General features: G+C 69.2%; 17 protein-coding genes and 1 pseudogene. 16 read left to right on the forward strand and 2 right to left on the reverse strand.

From position 1 onward, the window contains the following. Window positions 1-203: 203 nt before the first annotated feature. Window positions 204-3,042 (forward strand): annotated as a pseudogene (gene secA / locus D474_RS33815) (preprotein translocase subunit SecA). Between the two features lie 273 nt (window positions 3,043-3,315). On the opposite strand, the gene D474_RS0103210 reads toward secA, so the two are convergent. Together D474_RS0103210 and D474_RS0103215 are read right to left on the reverse strand one after the other, a co-directional pair. Next, window positions 3,316-4,692 carry a PTS transporter subunit EIIC gene (locus D474_RS0103210; RefSeq protein ID WP_017612155.1) on the reverse strand — a complete coding sequence of 459 codons (1,377 nt, stop codon included), beginning with the start codon at window positions 4,690-4,692 and terminating at the stop codon, window positions 3,316-3,318. 46 nt (window positions 4,693-4,738) lie between these two features. Continuing rightward, on the reverse strand, window positions 4,739-5,476 hold the full coding sequence (locus tag D474_RS0103215; RefSeq protein ID WP_017612156.1) for a GntR family transcriptional regulator: 738 nt from the start codon (window positions 5,474-5,476) through the stop codon (window positions 4,739-4,741). 137 nt (window positions 5,477-5,613) lie between these two features. Between D474_RS0103215 and D474_RS0103220 the strand changes: the two genes are divergently transcribed. The 15 genes from D474_RS0103220 to D474_RS0103285 all read left to right on the forward strand — a co-directional run bounded on the left by D474_RS0103220 (window position 5,614) and on the right by D474_RS0103285 (window position 24,282). Continuing rightward, window positions 5,614-6,657 (forward strand): SIS domain-containing protein, encoded by a 1,044-nt coding sequence (locus D474_RS0103220; protein WP_017612157.1) that lies wholly within the window; start codon window positions 5,614-5,616, stop codon window positions 6,655-6,657. Between the two features lie 380 nt (window positions 6,658-7,037). Beyond that, entirely contained in the window at window positions 7,038-7,274 is a 237-nt protein-coding gene (locus D474_RS0103225) for a glucose PTS transporter subunit EIIB (RefSeq protein ID WP_026118128.1), read from the forward strand. A 92-nt stretch (window positions 7,275-7,366) separates the two neighbouring features. Continuing rightward, entirely contained in the window at window positions 7,367-7,855 is a 489-nt protein-coding gene (locus tag D474_RS0103230; RefSeq protein ID WP_017612159.1) for a PTS sugar transporter subunit IIA, read from the forward strand. Between the two features lie 95 nt (window positions 7,856-7,950). Then, the gene (locus D474_RS0103235) at window positions 7,951-9,618 is read left to right on the forward strand and encodes a glycoside hydrolase family 3 protein (protein ID WP_017612160.1); all 1,668 of its coding nucleotides are present in this window, start codon (window positions 7,951-7,953) and stop codon (window positions 9,616-9,618) included. A 108-nt stretch (window positions 9,619-9,726) separates the two neighbouring features. Beyond that, window positions 9,727-10,368 (forward strand): HAD family hydrolase, encoded by a 642-nt coding sequence (locus tag D474_RS0103240; protein WP_017612161.1) that lies wholly within the window; start codon window positions 9,727-9,729, stop codon window positions 10,366-10,368. An 89-nt stretch (window positions 10,369-10,457) separates the two neighbouring features. Continuing rightward, window positions 10,458-10,910 carry a DUF6912 family protein gene (locus D474_RS0103245; RefSeq protein WP_017612162.1) on the forward strand — a complete coding sequence of 151 codons (453 nt, stop codon included), beginning with the start codon at window positions 10,458-10,460 and terminating at the stop codon, window positions 10,908-10,910. Window positions 10,911-11,075: 165 nt separating this feature from the next. Next, on the forward strand, window positions 11,076-12,032 hold the full coding sequence (locus D474_RS27495) for a cytochrome P450 (protein WP_239646991.1): 957 nt from the start codon (window positions 11,076-11,078) through the stop codon (window positions 12,030-12,032). Next, window positions 12,026-12,349, forward strand: coding sequence for a cytochrome P450 (locus tag D474_RS33135; protein WP_239646992.1), 324 nt, complete (start codon window positions 12,026-12,028; stop codon window positions 12,347-12,349). Before D474_RS27495 ends, D474_RS33135 begins: the two co-directional genes overlap by 7 nt. Window positions 12,350-12,436: 87 nt before the next feature. After that, a complete protein-coding gene (locus D474_RS0103255; RefSeq protein WP_017612163.1) occupies window positions 12,437-13,129 on the forward strand; it encodes an HAD family hydrolase in 693 nt (230 codons plus the stop codon). A 349-nt stretch (window positions 13,130-13,478) separates the two neighbouring features. Next, on the forward strand, window positions 13,479-18,347 hold the full coding sequence (locus D474_RS0103260; RefSeq protein ID WP_017612164.1) for an NAD-glutamate dehydrogenase: 4,869 nt from the start codon (window positions 13,479-13,481) through the stop codon (window positions 18,345-18,347). A gap of 330 nt (window positions 18,348-18,677) precedes the next feature. Continuing rightward, complete coding sequence (gene prfB / locus D474_RS0103265) at window positions 18,678-19,787, forward strand: peptide chain release factor 2 (RefSeq protein ID WP_017612165.1); 1,110 nt, start codon at window positions 18,678-18,680, stop codon at window positions 19,785-19,787. Between the two features lie 354 nt (window positions 19,788-20,141). After that, complete coding sequence (locus D474_RS0103270; RefSeq protein ID WP_017612166.1) at window positions 20,142-20,819, forward strand: cell division ATP-binding protein FtsE; 678 nt, start codon at window positions 20,142-20,144, stop codon at window positions 20,817-20,819. 80 nt (window positions 20,820-20,899) lie between these two features. Beyond that, window positions 20,900-21,811, forward strand: a complete 912-nt coding sequence (gene ftsX / locus D474_RS0103275; RefSeq protein WP_017612167.1) for a permease-like cell division protein FtsX — start codon at window positions 20,900-20,902, stop codon at window positions 21,809-21,811. 75 nt (window positions 21,812-21,886) lie between these two features. Beyond that, window positions 21,887-22,351 (forward strand): SsrA-binding protein SmpB, encoded by a 465-nt coding sequence (smpB, locus tag D474_RS0103280; protein WP_017612168.1) that lies wholly within the window; start codon window positions 21,887-21,889, stop codon window positions 22,349-22,351. 23 nt (window positions 22,352-22,374) lie between these two features. After that, entirely contained in the window at window positions 22,375-24,282 is a 1,908-nt protein-coding gene (locus D474_RS0103285; RefSeq protein ID WP_017612169.1) for a penicillin-binding transpeptidase domain-containing protein, read from the forward strand. The last annotated feature ends 125 nt before the right edge of the window (window positions 24,283-24,407 follow it).

The following is a 24,407-nucleotide window of genomic DNA, read 5'->3' on the forward strand; positions in this document are numbered from 1 at the left end:
CGTTCCGCGCGTTGTGCCCGAATGACCGTGAGAGCCCGCCGGTCCCGCGGTACGAGCCCGGCGGAGCAACGGCAGGGGTCCTCTAGGATGGATGACCCAGGCCCCAGAACCCCCGGCTGTGAGCCGCGGCCAGCGGTCAGCGGGGCCCAGGTACACGCTCCACGACGTGGGGCCAACCGTGATGTGCGAGGAGCGCGAAGGAAGTGCCAGGGATACTCAGTAAGCTCCTGCGCGCGGGTGAGGGAAAGATCCTGCGCCGGCTGAACAAGCTGAAGGACCAGGTCAACTCGCTCGAGGACGAGTACGTCGACCTCAGTGACGAAGAACTGCGCGACCTCACGCAGGAGTACAAGGAACGCTACGAGGACGGCGAGACGCTGGACGACCTCCTCCCGGAGGCATTCGCCACCGTCCGAGAGGCGGCCAAGCGCACCCTGGGCCAGCGGCACTTCGACGTCCAGGTCCAGGGCGGTGCCGCTCTGCACCTCGGCAACATCGCCGAGATGAAGACCGGTGAGGGCAAGACCCTGACCGGGACCCTCGCCGTCTACCTGAACGCGCTCGCCGGCCAGGGCGTCCACGTCATCACCACGAACGACTACCTCGCTCGACGCGACGCCCAGAACATGGGTCGCATCTACCAGTTCCTCGGGCTCGAGGTCGGCGTGGTCGGTCCGAACATGACGCAGGAGCAGCGAAAGGCCGCCTACCAGGCCGACATCACCTACGGGACCAACAACGAGTTCGGTTTCGACTACCTGCGCGACAACATGGCCCTGTCGCTGGACAACTGCGTGCAGCGCGGCCACTTCTTCGCACTGGTCGACGAGGTCGACTCCATCCTCATCGACGAGGCCCGTACCCCGCTGATCATCAGCGGCCCCTCGGAGCAGAACTCCCGCTGGTACGCCGAGTTCGCCAAGATCGCGCCTCGCCTCAAGAAGGACGAGGACTACGAGGTCGACGAGAAGAAGCGCACCGTCGGCATCACCGAGGAGGGCGTGGCCAAGGTCGAGGACTGGTTGGGCATCGACAACCTCTACGAGGCCGTCAACACCCCGCTCATCAGCTTCCTCAACAACTCCATCAAGGCCAAGGAGCTCTACCGCAAGGACAAGGAGTACATCGTCAAGGACGGTGAGGTCCTCATCGTCGACGAGTTCACCGGACGTGTCCTGGCTGGGCGGCGCTACAACGAGGGCATGCACCAGGCCATCGAGGCCAAGGAGCGGGTCAAGATCAAGGACGAGAACCAGACTCTCGCCAAGGTCACGCTCCAGAACTACTTCCGCCTCTACGACAAGCTCGCCGGCATGACCGGTACGGCCGAGACCGAGGCGGCGGAGTTCCACCAGACCTACGGCGTCGGCGTGGTGCCCATCCCCACCAACAAGCCGATGATCCGCGAGGACGTCAAGGACGTCGTCTACCAGAGCGAGGACGCCAAGTTCCAGGCCCTGGCGGAGGACATCGCCGACCGCCACGAGGCCGGACAGCCGGTCCTGGTCGGTACCACCAGCGTCGAGAAGTCCGAGCTGCTCTCGCGCATGCTCAAGCGCGAGGGTGTCAAGCACGAGGTGCTCAACGCGAAGAACCACGCGCGTGAAGCCTCGATCATCGCCCGCGCCGGCAAGCTCAGCTCGGTCACCGTCGCCACCAACATGGCCGGCCGCGGTACCGACATCATGCTCGGCGGCAACCCCGACTTCCTCGCCGACGAGGAGCTCCAGGAGCGCGGTCTCAGCCCCCTGGAGACCCCGGAGGAGTACGAGGAGGCCTGGTCCGAGGCGCTGGAGAAGGCCACCAAGGCCTACGAGGAGGAGCACGAGCAGGTCGTCGAGGCCGGCGGTCTTTACGTGCTCGGTACCGAGCGCCACGAGTCCCGCCGAATCGACAACCAGCTCCGCGGGCCCCCCCNAGGGTGACCCGGGCCTGTCGCGCTTCTACCTGTCCCTGCAGGACGACCTGCTTCGCCTGTTCAACAGCTCGCGCCTCGAGATCTTCATGGAGCGGCTGAACATCCCCGAGGACCAGCCCATCGAGTCCGGCATGGTCAGCAAGGCGATCGCCTCCGCGCAGGGCCAGGTCGAGACCCAGAACTTCGAGACGCGCAAGAACGTCCTGAAGTACGACGAGGTCCTCAACCGCCAGCGCAAGGTCATCTACGCCGAGCGCCGCAAGGTCCTGGAGGGACAGGACCTGCGCGACCAGATGATGGACATGCTCGAGGAGGTCCTGCGGGGTTACGTCTCCGAGGAGACCGGCGAGGGCGACCCGGCCGACTGGGACCTCGACAAGCTCTGGCGGGCGTTCAAGCAGGTCTACCCGATCACCTTCACCGTCGACGAGTTCATCGACGAGAACGGCGGGCTGGAGAACATCACCGGCCGCCTCATCGCCGACCGCGTCGTCGAGGACGCCCACACCGCCTACGAGGCCCGTGAGTCCGAGCTGGGCGAGGAGGCCATGCGCGAGGTCGAGCGCCGCGTGATCCTCCAGGTCATGGACCGCAAGTGGCGCGAGCACCTCTACGAGATGGACTACCTCCAGGAGGGCATCGGCCTGCGTGCCATGGCCCAGCGCAACCCGCTCATCGAGTTCCAGCGCGAGGGCTTCGACATGTTCCAGCAGATGCTGGAGGCCATCAAGGAGGAGTCCGTCGGCTTCGTCTTCAACGTCGAGGTCCAGGTCCGCAAGAAGGAGGAACCGGCCCTGACCACGGCTGCCGCGGCCCAGACGGCCGGCGCAGTGGGTGGTACCACCGGTGCGACCGCCGTGGCCACCGCGGTGGAGGACGACGAGGAGGCTGCGAAGGCCGACGCGCCCTCCACCGAGGCGGACGAGGCCGAGGACGTCTTCGTGCCCGGTTTCGGCGAGGACCGGCCCGACCGGCTCCAGTACTCCGCGCCGAGTGAGGACGGCTCCGTGGAGCGCCACAGCGAGTCGACCGACGAGTACGCGGGCACGGCGCGCAACTCGCCCTGCCCCTGCGGCTCCGGCAAGAAGTTCAAGAAGTGCCACGGTGACCCCGCCAGCCGGTAGGCAGTGTTCATGGGCCCTGCTCCGCTACGGCCGCGTCCACCCGTGACCCATCCACACCCTCGGCGGACGCCTCCGGAACGCTGCTTCCGGAGGCGCCCGGAGGGCAGGAACCCTCGGCCCGCTCCGGCGCCCCTCGTTGCTCGGGGCGCCTCAGGGCCGCCAGAACCCTGCCGGGCTTGCTGCCGACCACCCCTGGGTCCTGGGTTCGTGACCGGATGACTGATGGGCGCGGTCCCTTCGACAGGGGCCGCGCCCACTTGTGTGCCGGGGTGGTCAATCCTTGGCGGCCGGCTCCTCGGCGTCGGACTCGCGACCCGGCGTCGGCAGGTTGAACTTCCGGATGAGCAGGGAGAACACCCCGAAGTAGAGGAAGAAGTAGACTACGCCCATCAACAGGATCCACCCCAACCCCGTCGTGTTGTCCTTGGTCGCGTTGAGCAGCATGTCGATGAGCCCGGCGGAGAACCCGAAGCCCAGGTGGGCGTCGAGGGCGTTGAGGACCGCCAGGGACAGCCCGGTCAGCACGATGTGCACGGCGTACAGCAGCGGCGCGACGAAGATGAACGCGAACTCGACAGGTTCGGTGATTCCGGTGGCGAACGCGGTCAGGGCGGCCGGGATCATGATCGACCCGATCCGTGCGCGCTGGGCGGGGTGGGCTGCCAACCACATCGCCAGGGCGGCTCCGGGCAGCCCGAACATGAGCACCGGGAAGAACCCGGAGAGGAACCCGCCGGCGTCGGGGTCCCCGGCCAGGTACCGGGTGATCTCCCCGCGTACGACGCCGTCCTCACCCTCGTAGGTTCCCGCGACGAACCAGACGTAGGAATTGACCACGTGGTGCAGCCCCATGGGCAACAGGATGCGGTTGACGACCCCGTAGACGCCCGCGCCGGCCGCCCCGGCGCCCACGATCGCCTCGCCCAGGTTCTGGATCCACATGCCGACCACGGACCACAACAGGCCCAGGACCACACCGATGACCAGGCCGGCCGCGGCCGCCACGATCGGCACGAACCGGCGCCCGCCGAAGAACCCGAGCCAGGTGGGAAGCTTGATGCGGTGATAGCGCTGCCACAGCACTGCCGCGACCAGACCGATGACGATGCCGCCGAGCACGTCCGTGGGGTTCTTGACGGCGTGGTCCACGACGGGCTCGACCGCGCTCACCGATGACGGGTCGGTGAGGGGTTCCCGTGTCTGCGGATCGGTCTCCAGCGGGTACGCGGCCACCTGGGAGCCCAGGTCTCCCTCGGGGCCCTCGAAGGTGAACATGGTCCAGGCCGAGACGCGGTCGAAGACGAGGTAACCGACCACCGCTGCCAAGGCCGTCGACCCGTCGGCGCGTTTGGCCCACCCGATGGCCACACCCACTGCGAAGAGCAGGGGCAGGGCCTCGAAGACGGCGTCGCCCGCGGTGCCCACGGCCCCGGCGACGGGTTCCATCCATCCCATGCCGCGGAGACCGGCCAGTCCGTCGGCGCCGAGGAGGTCGTCCTGGCCCAGGCGGAGGAGGACCGCGGCCGCGGGCAGGACCGCGATGGGGAGCATGAGGCTGCGCCCGAGCCGTTGCAGCAGGGCCAGAGCGGTGGACGGACGCTTGGTCCGGGCGGCTTCGGACGAGGGGTCGGGGGCGGGGGACTGGTTCACGAGGGGTACCTCCCGTCGTCCCGCGCCCCCGGGCGGGGCGCGGTGGTCAGTCTCCGTGCCGGCGCGGATCCAGTCGGGAGTGCAGTTGGTAACGGTCGGCACGGTAGGTGGACAGCGCGAGCGCCGCGCACTGCCCCTTGGTGAAGCTGCGTCGCTGCATCACCAGTACCGGGTTCCCGGCGGGCAGACCCAGGAGGCGGGAGTCGGCCGAGTCGCAGATCCCGGCCTCGATGGTCTGTTCCCCCGCATCCAACAGGATGTCGAACTCGTTTTCCAGGACCTCGTAGAGCGATCGTTCGGCCAGATCGAAGGTCTCGAGCCCCGGCACGAGCTCCGCCGGAATGTTGGAGCGCTCCACCGCCATCGGTTCGTCGTCGGCGGTGCGCATGCGTTCGATGTGGTGCACGAGGGTGCCGGGGGCGATGTCGAGCATGCGCGCGGTGTGACCGCTGGCGGGGATGACCTGGCGGATGAGCTCGCGCGCGCCGGGTTCGTACCCGCGGGCGCGCATGTCCTCGCTGTAGGAGGCCAGCTCCAGCGACATGGCGATCTTCGGTCGGGCGATGAAGGTGCCCTTGCCCGGGACCCGGTACAGCCGTCCCTCCGAGACCAGCAGGTCGATGGTCTGCCGCACGGTCATGCGCGAGAGGCCGTGGGTGGCGCTGAGCTCGCGTTCGGAGGGCACCAGGTCGTCCACGCCCAGGCCGTCGGAGGCGATCCCGTCCAGGATCAGGTCGCGCAGCTGAACGTACTTGGGCTGGGGGTTGGTGGGATCGATCGGCATCGGTGCGGGCGTCCTTCCGGACGTGGGTGCGGCTCTGGGAGAGGGCGGACCCGGCTGGTATGGTCCGGACTAGACCATAGCGCCTCAGACCTGTCAATCCGTCCGCCCTCAGGCGGTTCGCACGGGAAGGGTTGCCCATGTCCAGTACCTCGAGCGTCATGCGTTCGGAGATCACACAACAACCCGAAGCCCTGCGCCGCACCTTCGCGGACCTGTTGCCACTGCGCCCGGAGCTCGAGGCCCTGGGCCGCGAGACCAAGCAGGTGCTCTTCATCGCCCGGGGGTCCTCCGACAACGCTGCGGTCTACGGCGGCTACCTGTTGCAGGCCCACACCGGGCGCCTGGCCACCCTCGGCTCGCCCTCCATCGCCACGTCCTACGGTGCGCGCCTGGACCTGTCCGGTGTGCTGGCCGTGGCCATCTCGCAGTCCGGGCGGACCGAGGAGATCGTCGAGACCATGCGCTGGGCCGCCGAGTGCGGGGCACGCACCGTCGGGATCACCAACGGGGCGGGGTCGCCGCTGGCCACCGAGTCAGATGCCGCGCTGGTGACACGGGCCGGCGACGAGATCGCGGTGCCCGCCACGAAGACCTACACCACCCAGCTGGCCGCACTCGCGGTGCTCGCCCTCGGGCTGGGCGCGGACCTGGACCCCGCCGACCTCGACCGGGTCCCCGACGCGATCGAGCAGAGCCTGGCAGCCCCGACCGACGGCCTGGAAGAGATCGTCGAGCGCATGGTCGCCGTGCAGGGTGCGGTGGTGTCCGGCCGTGGAATGGCCTTCTCCACGGCCCTGGAGGCCTCCCTCAAGCTCAAGGAGGCCTGTTACCTGCACGCCATGGGGCTCTCCTACGCAGACCTGCTGCACGGGCCCATGGCGGTCGTCGACCCGCGCACCCCCGCGCTGCTGATGGCCTCGCCCTCGGGCCCCACGCTCGGCGGCACCGTGGCGCTGGCCGAGCGCGCCCGTCTGGCCGGGGCGCCTGTCTTCGGGTTCGGCGGTGGCGCCGAGCTCGCCCGGGTCAGCGACGTCAACGTCCCCGTTCCGGACCTGCCCGAGTGGGTGTCCCCGCTCCAGCTCATCGTCCCCGCCCAGCTGCTCACCGAGCACCTGGCCCGCCGCCTCGGCCTGGACCCCGACGTCCCCAGGGGGCTGAACAAGGTCACCCAGACCTCCTGACGCTCACTCGTGCGTGCGGCCAGGGGCGGCAGGGGAGTGCAACACCCCGCCCTGCGGTGCGGCGGGTCGACGATGCCGACCCGCTCCGGGCCGGCCGGTACCGCACACGTCCCTGCCCCCGCGCCCGTCGGCCTGACTCCCTTCGGACGACCCTGGTGTGTGGGGCCGCTCACGCCTAAGCTTCGGTCAGGGTCTGTTCGGTTGACGACTTCCGCCGCGAGCGGTGCGGCCGGTGTGGCGATCCCGAAGAAGGACGGCCGGGTGTGCCCTCGACCGATGGGAATGAGGGTGCTGCTGGGAGTCCTGCAGCAGGTGATCGGGTGTTCACCGGACAGAGCCCGGACCGGGAGGGTCCCGGGAACGGCGAGCACGGAGGACACATGGCGGACAAGGCGGCGGCGATCGTGGCCGGCCTCGGCGGATCGGGCAACATCGAGGACGTCGAGGCCTGCATCACCCGTCTGCGCACCGAGGTCGGCGATCCCGCTCTGGTCAAGGAGGAGGACCTCAAGGCGGCCGGTGCGCACGGTGTACTGACCTCCGGGTCGGTCGTGCAGGTGGTCGTCGGGCCCGAGGCCGACACCCTCGCCGACGACATCCAGGACTTCCTGGAGTGACGGCGCGGCCGGTCCTGTTGTGAAACAGGCCTTTGGTCACTTTCGGTCCGCCGAATCAGGATGAAGCGTGGTTTCGCGGGAAGACCGTCCCCATGTCAGATGCCACCGACGCCCTACGCGTGCTCTCTCCCGTTTCCGGCACCGCGCTCCCCCTCGACTCCGTCCCCGATTCCGCCTTCTCGGAAGGCATGGTCGGGCCGGGGGTGGCGATCCATCCGGACCCCGGACAGGAGGGCGGACAGGAACGACGGCAGGATGCGGTCTCCCCCCTCACAGGCACGCTGATCAAACTCCATCCCCACGCGTTCGTGGTCCTCGGCCCCGATCGCACCCGAGGCGTCCTCGTCCACCTGGGCATCGACACCGTCCAACTGGCGGGGGAGGGCTTCACGCTCCTCGCCGAGCAGGGCCGGCGGGTCGAGGTCGGGACCCCGATCGTGCGGTGGTGCCCTGGGAGCGTTGCCGCGGCGGGCAAGCCCTCCGTCGTTCCCGTGGTCGCGCTCGACGCCTCGGCCGAGGCCCTCACCGAGGCCGCACAGGGCGCCGTCGAGCACGGCGACCCCCTCTTCGTGTGGGGGTGAGGGGCGACACGCGCTGAAGGAGACCCCTGTCACAAGGGGTACCGGGTAGTCTCCGGCGTCGAATCCCAGCCCGTCGCCGGAGATGATCCCTGCCCATGAGTCCGACCTTTCCGCACAAACTGATCGCGGCCTGTACGGCGTTCCTGCTCGCCCTCACCGCGTGCACGAACGAGGAGGTGGGTTCCTCGCAGGAGGACACCCAAGACCAGACCTCCGGCTCCGAACCCTTCGAGCCGGTCCAGGCCCCCGAAATCCTCGCCGACATGAGTCTGGACGAGAAGATCGGCCAGCTCATGGTCCTGACCGCCCAGGGCACCTCGGCCGAGGACAACGCCCAGATGATCGAGAGCTACAACCCGGGCGGGATCATCTACTTCGACTCGAACCTGAACGAGGTCGAGCAGATCGCGCAGATGTCGGCCGGGGTCCAGGAGACCGCCGCCGGCACCGGCCGGGGTGTGCCGCTGTTCATCGGTATCGACCAGGAGCAGGGCATGGTCTCGCGCCTGCCCTTGGGTACCCGCTTCCCCGACGCCATGGCGGTCGGCGCGGGCGGTGACAGCGAGCTCGCGGCCCTGCGCGCCTCGACCACGGCCGACGAGCTCGCAGCGCTGGGCATGAACATGAACTACGCCCCCGACGCCGACGTCAACACCGACCCGAACAACCCGGTGATCGGCATCCGTTCGTTCGGTTCCGACCCGGACCTGGTCTCACAGATGGTGCTCGCGGAGTCCGAGGCCTACGCCGACCACGGCGTGGTCCCCGTCCCCAAGCACTTCCCCGGCCACGGCGACACCGACGTGGACAGCCACTCCGGCCTGCCGGTCATCGACCTGCCGCGCGACCAGTGGGAGGAGGAGCACCTGCCGCCCTTCCAGGCCGCGGTCGACGCCGGGGTGGACACGATCATGACCGGGCACGTGCTCATGCCCCAGCTGGAGGGTGAGGACGCCACCGACCCCGCCACGCTCTCGCCGAACATCATCGACGGGATCCTGCGCGAGGAGCTCGGCTTCGACGGCGTGGTCACCACCGACGCCCTCAACATGGAGGGTGTGCGCCAGGAGCACTCCGATTCCGAGATCGCCGTGCGTGTGATCGAGGCCGGCGTGGACCAGCTTCTCATGCCCGGTGACCCGCAGGCCGCCTTCGACGGGATCCGTGACGCCGTGGACGAGGGCCGCCTGTCCGAGGAGCGCATCGACGAGTCCGTCCTGCGCATCCTCACGCTCAAGGAGAAGCACGGTGTCCTGGACGCCGAGCCCGCCGACCCCGACGCCGCGGCCGAGACCGTGGGCACCTCCGAGAACGCCGAGGCCGCTCAGCGCGTGGCCGACGCGTCCGTGACCATGCTGCGCAACGAGGGCGGAGTCCTGCCGTTGTCGGAGGGCCGGAGCGTCAGCGTCAGCGGGGTCGGCTCCGACGAGATCAGCGAGGCCCTCACCGACCTCGGGGTGACCGTCACCGACGACGACCCGGACGTGGCCGTGGTCGGCACCGACGGCGCCCGCGGTGACGCCGAGCAACAGCAGATGGTCGAGTCGGCCGGTGCCGACGGTACGCCCGTCGTGGCCGTGGCCCAGGGAGTTCCCTACGACCTCGAGGCCTTCCCCGAGGTCGACGGCTATCTCGCCGTCTACTCCTCGGTGGGCGTCTCCCGGCTGGCTGCGGCCAAGGCCATCGCCGGCGAGATCGAGACCGGAGGCAACCTCCCGGTGTCCATCCCCGGCGCCGACATCGAGTTCGGCACCGGTCTCTGACCCAGGTTGAAGCGGGCGGGGAACGGGAAGAACCGTTGCCCGCCCGAACCCTCGGGCAGCCGAGCGATCGGGCGGTGGACGACACCGCACGACGTGAGGAGTGATCGGATGGACGCCACCGGACGAGGTGTCATCTGCGACTGGGCGGGGGTCCTCACCCCGCCCCTGGCCGAGGGCATCCGCGCGTGGCTGCACGCCGATCGGATCGATCCGGACCACTACCAGGAGGTCATGCGCCCCTACTTCGACGGGAGCCTGGCCGATGCCAACCCGGTGCATGCGCTCGAGCGCGGCGAGATCGACACCGGCGACTTCGAACGCGATCTGGCGCCCCTGCTGCGCCGTGTCGACGGACAACCCCTCCGCGCCGAGGGGCTCATCCACCGGATGTTCTCCCGTTTCCACCCGGTGCACGACATGTACGAGGCACTGCGCACGGTGCGCGGCGCGGGCACACCCACCGCGCTGCTGTCCAACTCGTGGGGAAACGGTTACCCCCGGGAGCACTTCGACTCCGCCTTCGACGAGGTCGTGATCTCCGGCGAGGTGGGGATGCGCAAGCCCGAGGAGCGCATCTACCTGCACACCTGTGAGCGCCTGGGTCTGCGCCCGCAGGACTGCGTCTTCATCGACGACCTCGAGCACAACGTGCGTACCGCCGAGGGCCTGGGCATGACCGGGATTCTGCACACGGACTCCGCCTCCACACAGCATGCGCTCGACCGGTTCCTGGCGGCCGAACCGGTGTGAGCGGCGCCGGAGGGCGCACGTCGGGCGTTCCGGGGAGTCGGTCCCTGGCAGACTCGGGGGTCGTCCCCGTCACCGTTCCGGAGCAGCGCATGTACGTCTTCCTGCCCAGCACCGTCCCCGCCCTCGCGGCCGCGCTCGCCGAGCGGCGCGTGGACGGTGCCCCGCTGACCGCCTTCACCGCCGACCCCGGGCCCGGTTCCGACACCGAGGAGGCCGAGTACGAGGCGATGTACGCGGCTGCCGAAGGGTCCCTCCGGCTCTTGGGCGAGGACCCGGACGCGCCGAGGCGCCGCGTGGTGCTGGCCGCCGAGGTGCCCGACGACCTCGTCGAGCACGAGGGCAGGGCCGGTCACGGCGCGGCGCGCGTGCGTGTCACCGGCGCGGTGCCGTATAAGAAGTTCCGGTCGGCACACGTGGACGACCCCGAGGCCGTGGACGACATCGCCGCCGCCGTCGCAGACCCCGGTTCCGACGCGGCCGAGGAGCACGAGCTCATGTGGTTCGCGGTCCAGGAACTGCGCCATCTGGTCGAGGAGGCCTGATCCCGGAACCGCGGCCGCGGGCGTCGGCCCCGAGCCGCGGGCCCCGGGCAGGGTGTCGCGGACCGTGGCCGGAACCGGACGATGCGGGCCGACCGTGAGCCTGCGCGCGGGGAGCGGGAACGAACCACGGCGATCCGTACGCCGGCCCCGCCCCCTGGAGGACGCGTGTCCACCCCCGCGCACATCGGCCGTTCAGAATGCCCCTTCCGCCTGCGCACCGACGGCACCGGGTTCCACGAAGAAACCGCTCACCTCCGCAGACGCGGGCCTGCGGTCCGCGTCGAACTACCGGGAGGGGTCGTGGCCTGGGCCGTGACCCGCCACGACCTGGTCACCCGATTGCTCACCGACCCGCGGATCTCCCGCGACCCCCGGAAGCACTGGCCCGGACGCGACGGTGTGGACGACTCATGGCCGCTGGCCCGCCTCGTCCTCCTCGACGCGTTCATCAACAAGTACGGTGAGGAACACCGGGCTCTGCGCCGGCTCGTGACCCCGGCCTTCACCCCGGCCCGGGTCCGGCGCCTGGAGGCCACGGTCCGCGCCCGCGCCCGCACGCTCGTGGCCGACCTGGCGCGGAACGCGCCGGGGGAGAGCGCCGACGTGCGTGCCGTACTCTCCCGGCCCCTGACGATGCAGGTGATCTGCGAACTCTTCGGGGTCCCGGACGGCCTGCGCGAACGCCTGGGCCGTGCGGTGGACGCCGGGGTCGACACCACGCTCGGCCCGGAGGAGGTCCTGGCACGTCAGGGAGAGCTCACGGAGTGCCTGGACGAGCTCGTCGACCACCACCAGAACGACCCGGGACAGGACCTCACCGGCGACCTGGTCGCGCCCGAGTCCGGTGACCCGCTCCCCAGGGAACAGCTCGTCGCCACCCTCGTGCTCATGATCGGCGCGGGGTTCGAGACCGCGGTCAACCTCATCACCAACGCGGTGCAGGCTCTGCTCGAGCACACCCGGTATCGGGACCGCCTCGTGAACGGAGAGCTGTCCGCCGAGGCGGTCGTCGAGGAGTCCCTACGCCGTGATCCGCCCACCAAGTACGGGCCCTTGCGGTACGCGGTCGAGGACGTCTACCTCGGCGAGGGGGTCACCATCGAGCAAGGGCCCCCGTGCTGATCGCCTTCGGTGCCCCCGGCCGCGACCCGGACCTGCACCCCGATTCCCCGGACACCTTCGACCCCGACCGCGAGTCCAAGGAGCACGTCGCCTTCGGCCACGGCACCCACTTCTGTGTGGGTGCCCACCTCGCACGGACGGAGGCGCGCGTGGCCCTGGAGGAACTCTTCGCCGCCCTGCCCCGCCTCACCCGCGCCGACCAGGAACGAAACCCCGAGCCAGTGCCCTCGCTCCTGGTCAACGGTCCGGCCGAGCTCCCCGTGGTCCCGCATCCGGAGGAAGGGGGCGGTGTGGACCTTCCGGGCGGAAAGCGGTAGGTATGGATCACCGCGTGCCCGCCCGTACGGCACAATAGGTGCGTCCGAAGCCCCGACAATTCCGAGGAGGCAGCCATCAGCCGCCTGGTGCTGTGGAACATCGACCTCACCCTCCTCGACGTCGGACAGGTCATGCGCGCCGCCTACGCGGAGGCCTTCGAGAAGGTCACGGGTGAGCCGCTGGTGTACCTGACATCGGCGTCGGGGCGCACCGACTCCGAGATGTTCTTCGAGTTCTGCGCCCGCAACTACGTCGAGGCCGAGCCGGACGGCGACACCCTCGCGGAGTTCCTCACGGCGCTGGAGGCCTCCTTCGCCGACCGCAGGGGCGAATTGCGCTCCAAGGGCCGTTCCGTGCCCGGCGCCGCCGCTTCCCTCGCCGCGGTCGCGAACATGCCCGAGACCGTGCAGACGGTCGTCAGCGGCAGCACCCGTGCCAACGCCGAGGCCAAGCTCGAGGCCTTCGGGCTCGACGCCCACCTCGACCTGTCGATCGGCGGGGCCGGCTCCGTCAACTACCCCAAGTCCAGCCTCATCCAGTCGATCCGGTTGCACGCCGCCGGTGAGGGGGTGCGCCCCTACGGCGAGAGCGAGACGGTCTTCGTCACCGACTCCGCGTCGGACGTGCGCGCCGCGCTCATCGGCGGCGCCACCCCTGTCGCGGTGCTCAACGGGGCCACCACCGAAGGGCAGCTGAGGGACGCCGGGGCGAGCTACGTACTGCCCGACCTGGGGGACCCCCGCGCCGTGATGACCGCGGTCGCACAGGCCAGCACCTGAGGCCCCGCAGGCCGGTACCCGACCCCCGCCCGCGCGGTCCGTGCCGGGCGATCGGTAACCTCCATGTAACGGTGTTGGCCGTGTGCTCACGCCGCAGAGCCAGTAGCCTGGTGCGTGGACGGGCCCAGGAACCCCCGGTTCCAGGGACACACGACAACGGTGTCGCGTGCCCCCGATCCGCTCGATCCACCGCCTGTGCACAGGCAGTATCCGACCCCGAGACCGTGGTTCTGTGCGGCCCGTCGGCCTCACGTGCCATCACAACGATTCACACGTGTTCACAGGTCATATGAACCGGTGTTCAGGCAAAGCTCGCGCGACGTTGCTCACAAAGGAGTGAGAGATCCCCATGTCCGGGCAATCCGATGCCTACCTCCAGAAACTGCTCAGTGACGCGGCCGCCGCGTGGTCCCCGGGTCCGGGGATCAGCGCCGAGGAGGCCGAGGAGGTCCGCCGCCTCCTTCCCCTCTACTACCGTCACACCGACCCCGACGACATCGCCGGGCGCAGCCCCGAGCAGCTCTGCGGGACCGCCGCACAGCACCGCGCCTTCGGCAGCACGCGCCAACCCGGCCGGGCCAAGGTGCGCGTCTACACCCCAACGGCCGACGAGCACGGCTGGGACCAGCAGACCAGCGTCGTGGAGGTCGTCACCGACAACGCGCCCTTCCTGGTCTCGTCCGCCACGATGGCGCTGGACGCTCTCAGCGCCGGTGTGCGCCTGGTCGTCCACCCGCAGCTGACCGTCGCCCGCGGCGTCGAGGGCGACCTGCTCGCCGTCGACCCCCGCATCGGCGGTGACGGCCTGCTGCCCGTCGACGAGTCCTGGATGCACATCGAGATCGACCGGCAGTCCGACCCCGAGCGGATCAAGGAGATCACCGGCCGCCTCGAGCAGGTCCTGGCCGACGTGCGCAACGTCGACGAGGACTCCGCGAAGATGAGCGACCGGGCGATCCGAGTCGCCGACGAGCTCGCCGCCTACCCCGACCGCCTCGTGGCCGGGGGAGTGGACGCGCGCGATGTCGGTGAGAGCGTCGACTTCCTGCGCTGGGTCGCCGGACGCCACTTCACCTTCATGGGCTACCGCGAGTACAGCCTGGTGGCCGACGAGAACGGCGACGACGTCCTGCGTCCGGAGCCCGGTACCGGCCTGGGCCTGCTGCGCATGGACTCCCCGGCCTCCACGAGTTTCTCCGTCCTGCCCCCGGAGATCCGCGCCAAGGCCCGCGAGCCCTACGTGCTGGTGCTCACCAAGGCCAACTCCCGCGCGACCGTCTACCGCCCCGAGTACCTCGACTACATCGGCGTGAAGAAGTTCGACACCCAGGGCAACATCGTGGGTGAACGCCGATTCCTGGGCCTGTTCACCCCTCAGGCCACCAGCACCACCATCGCCCAGATCCCGATCCTGCGCCGCAAGCAGGCCGAGGTCCTGGCGCTGTCCGGGTTCGACGCCGACAGCTACGACGGCCGCGACCTCATCGAACTGCTGGAGACCTTCCCGCGCGAGGAGCTCCTGCAGATCCCGGTCAACGAGCTCTACAACATCGTGCGCGGGGTCCTGCGCCTGCGTGACCGCCGCGGCACGAAGCTCTTCATGCGCAGGGACCCCTACGGCGGCCGGTACATGTCCTGCTTCGTGTACATGCCGCGCGACGAGTACAGCACGCGCGTGCGCCTGGACATCCAGAGGGTCCTCGCCGAGGCCTTCGAGGGCGCCGGCATGGACCACAACGTGATGATCGGCAGCGCCCCGCTGGCCCGCCTCTACCTGGTCGCTCGCGCCGGCGAGGAAGGGTCCCTGCCCGACATCGACCAGGTCGCGCTCGAGGACAAGGTGCGCCGCGCCGCACGGTCCTGGGACGCCGACCTCGACGACGCACTCACCGACGCCTTCGGCCCGGCCCGTGCCACGGACTACAAGAAGCGCTACGCAGCCGGGATCACCGAGGCCTACAAGGTCGACAACGACCCGGTCACCGCCGCGCGCGACATCGGCGAGATCGAGAGCCTGCTGGCCCGTGCCGGCACCGAGAGCCACGGCGAGTTCTCCGCCAGCCTGTACCAGCCCGACGACGCCGAACCCGGCACGTGGCGGTTCCGCCTCTACCGGATCGGCGAGCCCGTCACCCTGACCCGGGTCCTGCCGGTGCTGGAAGATCTCGGGGTCCACGTCGACGACGAGTGGCCCTACGAGGTCACCGTCGAGGGCGTGGGCCGCGTGTGGGTCTACGACTTCGGTCTCGGCCGGATCGAAGGCTCCGACCTCCCTCCGGCCCGCCTGAAGAAGCTCTTCGAGGACGCCTTCGAGGCGTCCTGGCGCGACCTCGGCGAGTCCGACCGCTTCAACGCCCTCGTGGTACGGGGCGGACTCGACTGGCGCCAGCTCACCGTGCTGCGTGCCTACGCCAAGTACCTGCGCCAGACCGGGTCGACGTTCACGCCCGACTACTATGCCGACGTCCTGGTCGGCAACGTGGCCATCGCCGGGCTGCTCGTGGAGCTCTTCGAGACCCGCTTCGATCCCGACCAGCCCGACGAGGGCCGCGCGGACCGCACCGAGGCGATCACCGCCAAGATCGAGACCGAGCTGGACTCCGTCGCCAGCCTCGACCACGACCGGATCCTGCGCTCGTTCCTGTCGGCCATCGCCGCCACGCTGCGCACCAACCACTACCAGGGCCACCCGTACCTGGTGCTCAAGCTCGACCCGCAGGCCATCCCGGACCTGCCGCAGCCGCGGCCCCGGTTCGAGATCTACGTGTACTCCCCGCGGGTGGAGGGCGTGCACCTGCGCTTCGGCTCCGTCGCCCGTGGCGGCCTGCGTTGGTCCGACCGCTTCGAGGACTTCCGTACCGAGATCCTCGGCCTGGTCAAGGCCCAGATGGTGAAGAACTCGGTGATCGTGCCCAGCGGTGCCAAGGGCGGTTTCGTCTGCAAGCGCCTGCCACAGGGCGCGGGGCGCGAGGAGGTCATGGCCGAGGTCGTGTCCTGCTACAAGCAGTTCATCAGCGGTCTGCTCGACGTGACCGACAACCTCGTCGACGGCACCACCGTGCACCCCGAGCGCACCGTTCTGCACGACGGCGACGACTCCTACCTGGTGGTGGCGGCCGACAAGGGCACCGCGACCTTCTCCGACATCGCCAACGAGATCTCCACGCAGCGCGGGTTCTGGTTGGGCGACGCCTTCGCCTCCGGTGGCTCGGTCGGCTACGACCACAAGGCCATGGGCATCACCGCCCGCGGTGCGTGGGAGTCGGTCAAGTTCCACTTCCGCGAGATGGGCGTGGACACCCAGAGCGAGCCCTTCAGCGTGGTCGGCGTCGGCGACATGTCCGGGGACGTCTTCGGCAACGGCATGCTGCTGTCCGAGAAGATCAAGCTGGTGGCCGCCTTCGACCACCGCCACGTCTTCCTGGACCCCGACCCGGATCCGCACACCTCGTGGGCCGAGCGCGAGCGCATGTTCCGGCTCCCGCGCAGCACCTGGGAGGACTACGACACCTCCCTGATCTCCGAGGGCGGCGGCGTGCACCCGCGCACCGCCAAGTCGATCACGCTCACCCCGCAGGTCAAGGCGGCGCTGGGCATCGATGAGGAGATCGAGAAGGTCACCCCGGACGAGCTCATCCGCTACGCGCTCACCTCCCCGGTCGACCTGCTGTGGAACGGAGGCATCGGCACCTACGTCAAGGCCTCCGCCGAGACTCACGCCGACGTCGGCGACAAGGCCAACGACCTGGTCCGTGTCAACGCCGGTGACCTGCGCACCAAGGTCGTCGGCGAGGGCGGGAACCTGGGTCTGACCCAGCCGGCCCGCATCGAGTTCGCCCGCCGCGAGGGCCGCGTCAACACCGATTTCATCGACAACTCCGCCGGCGTGGACACCTCCGACCACGAGGTCAACATCAAGATCATGCTCGACCGCGATGTGCGTGCGGGCGGCATGGACAAGGCTGAACGCGACCGTCTCTTCATCGACATGACGGACGAGGTCGCAGGCCTGGCCCTGGACAACAACTACGCGCAGAACAATCTGCTCGCAGCCGCCCGGAAGCAGGCCGCGTCGATGCTCCACGTGCACGGCCGGTACATGCGCCACCTGGAGCGCACCAAGGTCCTCAAGCGCAAGCTCGAGGACCTGCCCTCCGACAAGGCGATCGCCGAGCGCCGCGCGGCCGGAAAGGGGCTCACCAGCCCGGAGTTCTCCACGTTGGTCTCCTACACCAAGATCGATCTCAAGGAGCAGATCGGCCTGTCCGACCTGGCCGACGACCCCTATCTCACGCAGACGCTGACGGACTACTTCCCGTCGCCGCTGCGGACGGAGCGCTTCGCAGAGGGCGTGGCCACGCACCCGCTGCGCAAGGAGATCATCGTCAACCAGGTGGTCAACCAGCTGGTGAACCGCTCCGGGATCACCTTCGCGTTCCGCCTCAACGAGGAGCTCGGCTCCAGCGCCGCCGACATCGCCCGCGCCTACCTCGTGGTACAGGACGTGCTGGGCCTTCGCGGGTTCTGGGACGAGGTCGAGGCGCTGGACCACGACATCAGCGTCGACGCCCAGCTGACCCTGCTTCTGGAGACCCGCAAGCTCGCCGAGCGGGCCGCGCGCTGGCTCCTGCGGCACCGGTCGTTCCCGTTCGACATCCGCAGCGAGACCGCCTACTTCGCCGAGCGCATCGGCGAGCTGCTCCCGCACCTGGTGGGCCTGCTCCGCGGCCGCGACCGGGAGGGTTACGAGGAGCGCCGCGACCGTTACACCTCCATGGGTGTGCCGTCTGTCCTGGCCGAGCGGGTCGCCGCGATGGTCCCGGCCTACTCCTCCCTGGACCTGGTGGAGATCGCCCACCGCACCGGCCGTTCGCCGAAGCAGGTCGCCGAGCTCTACTTCGAGCTCGCCGACCGGCTCAACATCAGCTGGTGGCGCGAGCGCATCATCGACCTGCCGCGTGACGACCGCTGGGTCACCACGGCTCGGGCGGCGCTGCGCGACGACCTGTACGCCGTGCATGCCGACCTGACCGCGAGGGTCCTGGAGTCCGGCGGCCCGGACGACTCGACCGCCGACCTCATCGACCAGTGGTCGGAGCAGAACGCGGGCGAGATCGGCCGGGCGGGCATCACCCTGTCGGAGATCCAGGAGAACGAGCGGTTCGACCTGGCCACTCTCTCGGTGGCCCTGCGGTCGATCCGCGGCCTGGTCGGCTGAACCGGCCGGGAGCACCGGACGAACGAGCACACGAGGGGCGCGCGGCCCGGAGCCGCGCGCCCCTCGCGCGATTCCGGGCCGGACGCGGCGGGCCCACGTTGCCCGTTGCCGGTGGACGCCGTACGTCGTTTCGACCGACCGCTGCGCCGGAGTCGTGGTTCGAGGGGTGGTGCGGGTGGCGGTTCGGTACATCCAGTGGTGCAGTCGCGGGGCCGAGGAGGGGGCCGGCCCGGGTGTCGGCCGACGCGAACGCAGCGAGAGCGCTGCTGGGGCTTCGCGCAGCAGTTCGAGTGTTTGACGGTTACGCCCTAAACTGGCGGGGTGGCAGACATGGACCCAGCAGAGAAGATCAAGGAACTCGCGGCGACCCTGACGAGCGTGACCGCCGTCTTGGACATGGACGCGATGCAGACGCAGATCGCAGAGCTGCGCGAGCAGTCCGCCGACCCCGAACTGTGGTCGGACCAGGCCAACGCGCAGCGGGTGACGCGTCAGCTCTCCGCACTGGAGTCCATGGTCAACAAGGTCGAGGCGATCCGCCGGCGGCTCGACGACCTCGGGGTGCTCTACGAGCTCGCCGAGGCCGAGGACGACCCGGAAACGCGCGCTGAGGCCGACCGCGAGCTCGAACAGCTACGCAAGGACATCGGCGAACTCGAGGTGCGCACGCTCCTCAACGGCCCCTACGACGAGCGCGAGGCCATCGTCAGCATCAACTCCCAGGCGGGCGGGATCGACGCCGCCGACTGGGCGCAGATGCTGCAGCGCATGTACCTGCGCTGGGCCGAACGGCACGGGTACCCGACGGACGTCTACGAGACCTCCTACGCGGAGGAAGCGGGCATCAAGTCCACGTCCTTCCTGGTCAAGTCGCAGTTCGCCTACGGGACCCTGCGCGGGGAACACGGGACGCACCGCCTGGTGCGCATCTCCCCGTTCGACAACCAGAACCGGCGCCAGACCTCGTTCGCGGGTGTCGACGTCGTTCCGGTGGTCGAGAAGAGCGACCACATCGAGATCGACGAGACCGAGCTGCGGGTGGACGTCTACCGTTCCAGCGGCCCCGGGGGACAGGGTGTGAACACCACCGACTCGGCGGTGCGCATCACCCACCTCCCGACCGGCATAGTGGTCTCGTGCCAGAACGAGCGCTCGCAGCTGCAGAACAAGGCCACCGCGATGACGATGCTCCAGGCCAAGCTCCTGGCCCGTAAGCGGGAGGAGGAGCAGGCCGAGATCGACGAGATCCGCGGTGAGTCCTTCAGCAGCTGGGGGACGCAGATGCGCAACTACGTACTGCACCCCTACCAGAACGTCAAGGACGTGCGGACGGGGATGGAGACCGGCAACACCAACGGTGTCCTGGACGGCGAGATCGACGACTTCATCGACGCCGAGATCCGCTGGATGCGCAGCCGCGAGTCGGCCGACGACAACTGATCGACCCGGGCGTGTGCCCTCCCACACCAGGGGAGGGGGCGCGCCCGGTGTCCTTTCGGGTGCCCTGGGTGCTCGAACCGAGATGACCTCGGAGGACGTGTCCGAATGGTGACGCGCGCGTCTCTGCGGTTTTACCGAAACTGCTATATGTGAACGTTATCATCGGTTGACGCCTCCGATATGCTCGTGGCTGTTGTCCGACGGTGTTCCACTTCGAGGGGCGAGGGGCAGCCCTGGACAATCCGGGCCCTATCCCCCTCTACACTGTCGGTTGGCCACGTGGCCGGTACGATCCCGCGCGGAGCCCCGCTCCACTGCGGGCACCCATACCTTCGAGAACCTTGTGATGCGCCTGTGATCCACTTCGACAACGTCACCAAGGTCTACACGACCCAGAAGCGCCCCGCGCTCGACGGCGTTTCCATTGACGTAGACAAGGGCGAGTTCGTATTCCTGGTCGGCCCGTCGGGCTCCGGCAAGTCGACCTTCCTCCGCCTGGTGCTCAAGGAGGAGAAGCCCGACAAGGGGCGCGTGCACGTCGCGGGCAAGGACCTCGCGCGCCTGTCCAACTGGAAGGTGCCGCACCTGCGCCGCCGTATCGGCTGGGTGTTNCTGCTGCCGAACAAGAACGTCTTCGAGAACGTCGCGTTCGCGCTCGAGGTCATCGGTAAGCCCCGCCGCTTCATCCGCAAGGTCGTCCCCGAGGTCGTCGAACTCGTCGGTCTCGAGGGCAAGGCCGGCCGGATGCCCCACGAGCTCTCCGGTGGTGAGCAGCAGCGCGTGGCCATTGCCCGTGCCTTCGTCAACCGCCCGCAGATCCTGCTGGCCGACGAGCCCACCGGCAACATCGACCCCGCGACCTCCATCGGCATCATGAAGGTGCTGGACCGAATCAACCGCACGGGCACGACCGTGGTCATGGCGACCCACGACGCCGCCATCGTCGACTCGATGCGCAAGCGCGTCATCGAGCTCGAGGAGGGGCTCGTCGTGCGTGACCAGACCCGCGGCGTCTACGGCCAGGCGTACTGACCCGGGAAGCCCCGCACGAGGGCGGCCCGGTACCGAGGAACGACGCGGCGAAGCCCCGAAGGACGGACCTTTAACAGACCATGCGAGCACAATTCGTTCTCTCCGAGACGTGGATCGGCCTGCGTCGAAACCTCACGATGACCGTCTCCGTCATCACGACGGTGGCGATCTCCCTTGCGCTCTTCGGCGCCGGTCTGCTGGTGAACCAGCAGGTCAGCGAGATGCGCAACTACTGGGACCAGCGGATCACGCTGACGGTCTACATGTGCAACGAGATCTCGCCGGCTCCGGACTGCCAGGAGGACGGCCCCGCCACGGCGGAGGACCGGGAGAACATGGAGTCCATCCTCGACGACCAGGCCGAGGTCGCCGACTACGACTTCCTCTCCGAGGCCGAAGCCTGGCAGGACTTCCAGGAGCGTCTCGGCTCCACCCACGATGCCCTGGCCGGTGCCGCCCAGGAGGGAGACCTCCCGGAGAACTTCCGGGTGCAGCTGACCGATCCCGACGAGTACGACACCGTGCGCAACGCCGTCGAGGGCGCCCCGGGTGTCGACTCGGTCTCCGACGACCAGAGTGTGCTGGAACAGTTCTTCGGACTGTTGGACGGGCTCAAGTGGGCCGCCCTGGTGCTCGCGGGCGTCCAGTTGGCCGCGGCGGCGCTCCTGATCGGCAACACCATCCGCCTGTCGGCCTACAGTCGACGGCGGGAGACCGGGATCATGCGCCTGGTCGGTGCGTCGAACTTCTACATCCAGTTGCCGTTCTTGCTGGAAGGTGCCATCGCCGGTCTGATCGGTGGCATCATCGCGTCCGGGTTCATCGTGGCCACGAGGTTCACGCTCCTCACGCAGATCGAGGGCTGGTTCCAGTTCGACGTGGCCCTGGGGACAGGCTCGCTGCTGTACGTGATCGGAATGTCGATCATCCTCGGTGTGCTGCTGTGCACCATCACCTCGTTCCTCACCCTGCGCCGCTACCTCAAGATCTGACGACCGGGCGAGCACGCAGGGCATGATCCGGGGGGTCCAGCGATGGACCCCCCGACGCCATGAAGGGAGTTCGCCGTGACGCGGGAAACAGGGCGCAAGCTCATCGCGCAGAACCGGCGTGCACGGTTCGACTACCACATCGACGAGACCTACGAGGCGGGCATCGTCCTGACCGGCACCGAGGTCAAGTCGCTGCGGCAGGGCCGCGCTTCGCTGGTCGACGGGTTCGCGCACATCCACAACGGAGAGGTGTGGATGAACAACGTCCACATCCCCGAGTACTCACAGGGGACGTGGACCAACCACGCTTCCCGTAGATCACGTAAGCTACTCCTGCACCGCGAGCAGATCTCCCGGTTGATCGGCAAGACCCGGGAGCCCGGCCGAACCCTGGTGCCCATGTCGCTCTACTTCAGTGACGGCAAGGCCAAGGTCGAGATCGCCCTCGCCCGCGGTAAGCGTGAGTACGACAAGCGCCATGCGATCGCCGAGCGCGAGGCGAAGCGAGACATCGAACGCGCTCTCCGCCGCCGTCGTTGAGGCGCCTGAAAGGAACACACAAGGTGTCCCCCCGTCCCCTGGGCCGCAGAGCCGCGGCCGCCGGAACCGGTCTGCTCGCCACACTGGCCCTCGTGGCGTGCACGCCCCACCCCAGTGCGGAGGTCACGGTCAGGTCCTTCCTGCTCGCGTGGCAGGACGGCGACTACGCGGAGGCCGCTCGCTACACCGACGGCGACGCCGCGGAGGTCGAGTCGACCCTGGCGGACGTGCACGACCAGCTCGACCTCGCCTCCCTCAGGTTCGACCTCGGACCGATCTCCGAGGAGGACGACACTGCCACGGCCGAATTCGAGGCCAACGCGGACCTCGGCATCGGCGATCCCACCTGGACCTACACCGGGGAGATGCCCCTGCAGTGGGGGCCGGACGGGTGGGAGATCTCCTGGTCGCCGAGCGTCATCCACCCCGGGCTCAGCGAGGGCTCACGCCTCGCGGTCAGTTATCAGCTCCAGGAACGCGGCCAGATCCTCGACCGTGACGGTACCTCCCTCGTCAGTCCCGACAGTGTCACCGCGTTCGGTGTGCTGCCCTCGGAGATGGACGACAAGGAGGAGGGCGTCGCCGAACTGGCCGAACTCCTCGACGAGGACCCCGATCCGCTGCTGCAGCGCGTGCGCTCGGCCCCGCCGGAGGAGTTCCAGCCGCTGGTGCTGCTGCGCGACAGCAACGTCGACGCGACCCTGCTGCGCCAGGCCGCGCAGATCGCAGGTGTGGACACCCAGGCGGTCGAGGTCAACATGACACCGGAGCTCGCGCCCTCCCTGGTGGGCGAGGTCGCCGGGACCTCCGAACACCGGGTCTCGGCCCGTGTTCCCGGTCCCTACCAGGCCGGTGACACCGTCGGGCTGAGCGGGCTTCAGAGCATCTTCCAGAACGAGCTCGCCGGGTCGGCCACCACACAGGTCGTCGCGCTCGACGCGTCCGGCGAGGTCACGGACGTGCTCGAGTCCTGGGACGGCGAGCTCAGCGGTCAGATCGAGACCACCCTGGACTCCGGGGTCCAGAGCGCCGCCGAGTCGGCCATGGACACCCTTCCGGGCAACGGTTACCTGGTCGCCGTCGACCCCTCCAACGGGGAGATCCTCGCCGCAGCCAACGACTCCGAGGGCCCCACGGACGACGGCGCGCTCAACGGGAGCTTCGCGCCCGGACCGGTCTTCACGCTCATCTCGACGGTGGCGGCGCTGGAGTCCGGCTCGGTCACGCCGGAGACCACCTCCGAGTGCTCGGCCGAGGCCGACGTGGGCGGGCGGACGTTCGTCAACCCCAGCCAGGGCTATCTGGCCGGAGAACCCGACCTGGTGCGCAACCTGGCCTACGCCTGCACCGTCGCCTACGCCCAGTTCGGCGACCAGGTGGGCGCGGACAACATCGCCGACACGGCCGAGCGCTTCGGCATCGGTGCGGACTGGCAGGGGCNGGAGGCCGACGTGGCCTCCGCGATGATCGGCGAGCACGGGATCGAGGTCAGCCCGCTGTCCATGGCGCTCGCCGCCGCCGCGATCTCCGACGGGAACTGGCACGAGCCCTCCCTCATCCAGGAGGAGGGGCCCGCCCCCGAGGAGACCTCGCCCTTCGACGAGGAAGACCTCGAGGTGGTGCGAGAGGGCATGCGCGACGCCGTCGACCAGCGCATGATGCCAGAGCTGGCGGTCGGTGGCCCCGAGTTGCACGGACAGTGGTCGAGGGTCGAGGGCCAGGAGGTCTCCCACCACTGGTTCGTCGGCTACCAGGACGACGTCGCCTTCGCCCTGGTTGCAGAGGTCGATCCGTCCGTGTCGCTGTGGCAGCCCTACGCCGTCCAGGGTGCTCAGTCCTTCCTCACCGAGCTCGGCTCCCCGGGAACGGGGGACCAGGGGCTGGAGCCCGCCGGCGGCCCCGACGGGGTCGACCCGTCCGGGCCCGAATAGGCCCCGCGGGAATCGGAAGCTTCCCCGGCCTCGGACGGAGCAACCCGTCGGGGGCCGGGGTGCGTCTTACTGGGTGAGTCGGGTTCGCGAACGGGGGTCTGCGACCCGATTCGAGGGGCAGGACC

The organism is Nocardiopsis salina YIM 90010 (genome assembly GCF_000341025.1).
Lineage (GTDB): Bacteria > Actinomycetota > Actinomycetes > Streptosporangiales > Streptosporangiaceae > Nocardiopsis > Nocardiopsis salina.

What these genes read in the sequence shown, in the direction of transcription:
- D474_RS0103220 (WP_017612157.1), top strand. Translation starts at nt 5,614, where the DNA reads ATGTCCAGTACCTCGAGCGTCATGCGTTCGGAGATCACACAACAACCC.
- D474_RS0103240 (WP_017612161.1), top strand. Translation starts at nt 9,727, where the DNA reads ATGGACGCCACCGGACGAGGTGTCATCTGCGACTGGGCGGGGGTCCTC.
- ftsX (WP_017612167.1), top strand. Translation starts at nt 20,900, where the DNA reads ATGCGAGCACAATTCGTTCTCTCCGAGACGTGGATCGGCCTGCGTCGA.
- D474_RS0103235 (WP_017612160.1), top strand. Translation starts at nt 7,951, where the DNA reads ATGAGTCCGACCTTTCCGCACAAACTGATCGCGGCCTGTACGGCGTTC.
- D474_RS0103230 (WP_017612159.1), top strand. Translation starts at nt 7,367, where the DNA reads ATGTCAGATGCCACCGACGCCCTACGCGTGCTCTCTCCCGTTTCCGGC.
- prfB (WP_017612165.1), top strand. Translation starts at nt 18,678, where the DNA reads ATGGACCCAGCAGAGAAGATCAAGGAACTCGCGGCGACCCTGACGAGC.
- D474_RS0103225 (WP_026118128.1), top strand. Translation starts at nt 7,038, where the DNA reads ATGGCGGACAAGGCGGCGGCGATCGTGGCCGGCCTCGGCGGATCGGGC.
- D474_RS0103215 (WP_017612156.1), bottom strand. Translation starts at nt 5,476, where the DNA reads ATGCCGATCGATCCCACCAACCCCCAGCCCAAGTACGTTCAGCTGCGC.
- D474_RS0103245 (WP_017612162.1), top strand. Translation starts at nt 10,458, where the DNA reads ATGTACGTCTTCCTGCCCAGCACCGTCCCCGCCCTCGCGGCCGCGCTC.
- D474_RS0103260 (WP_017612164.1), top strand. Translation starts at nt 13,479, where the DNA reads ATGTCCGGGCAATCCGATGCCTACCTCCAGAAACTGCTCAGTGACGCG.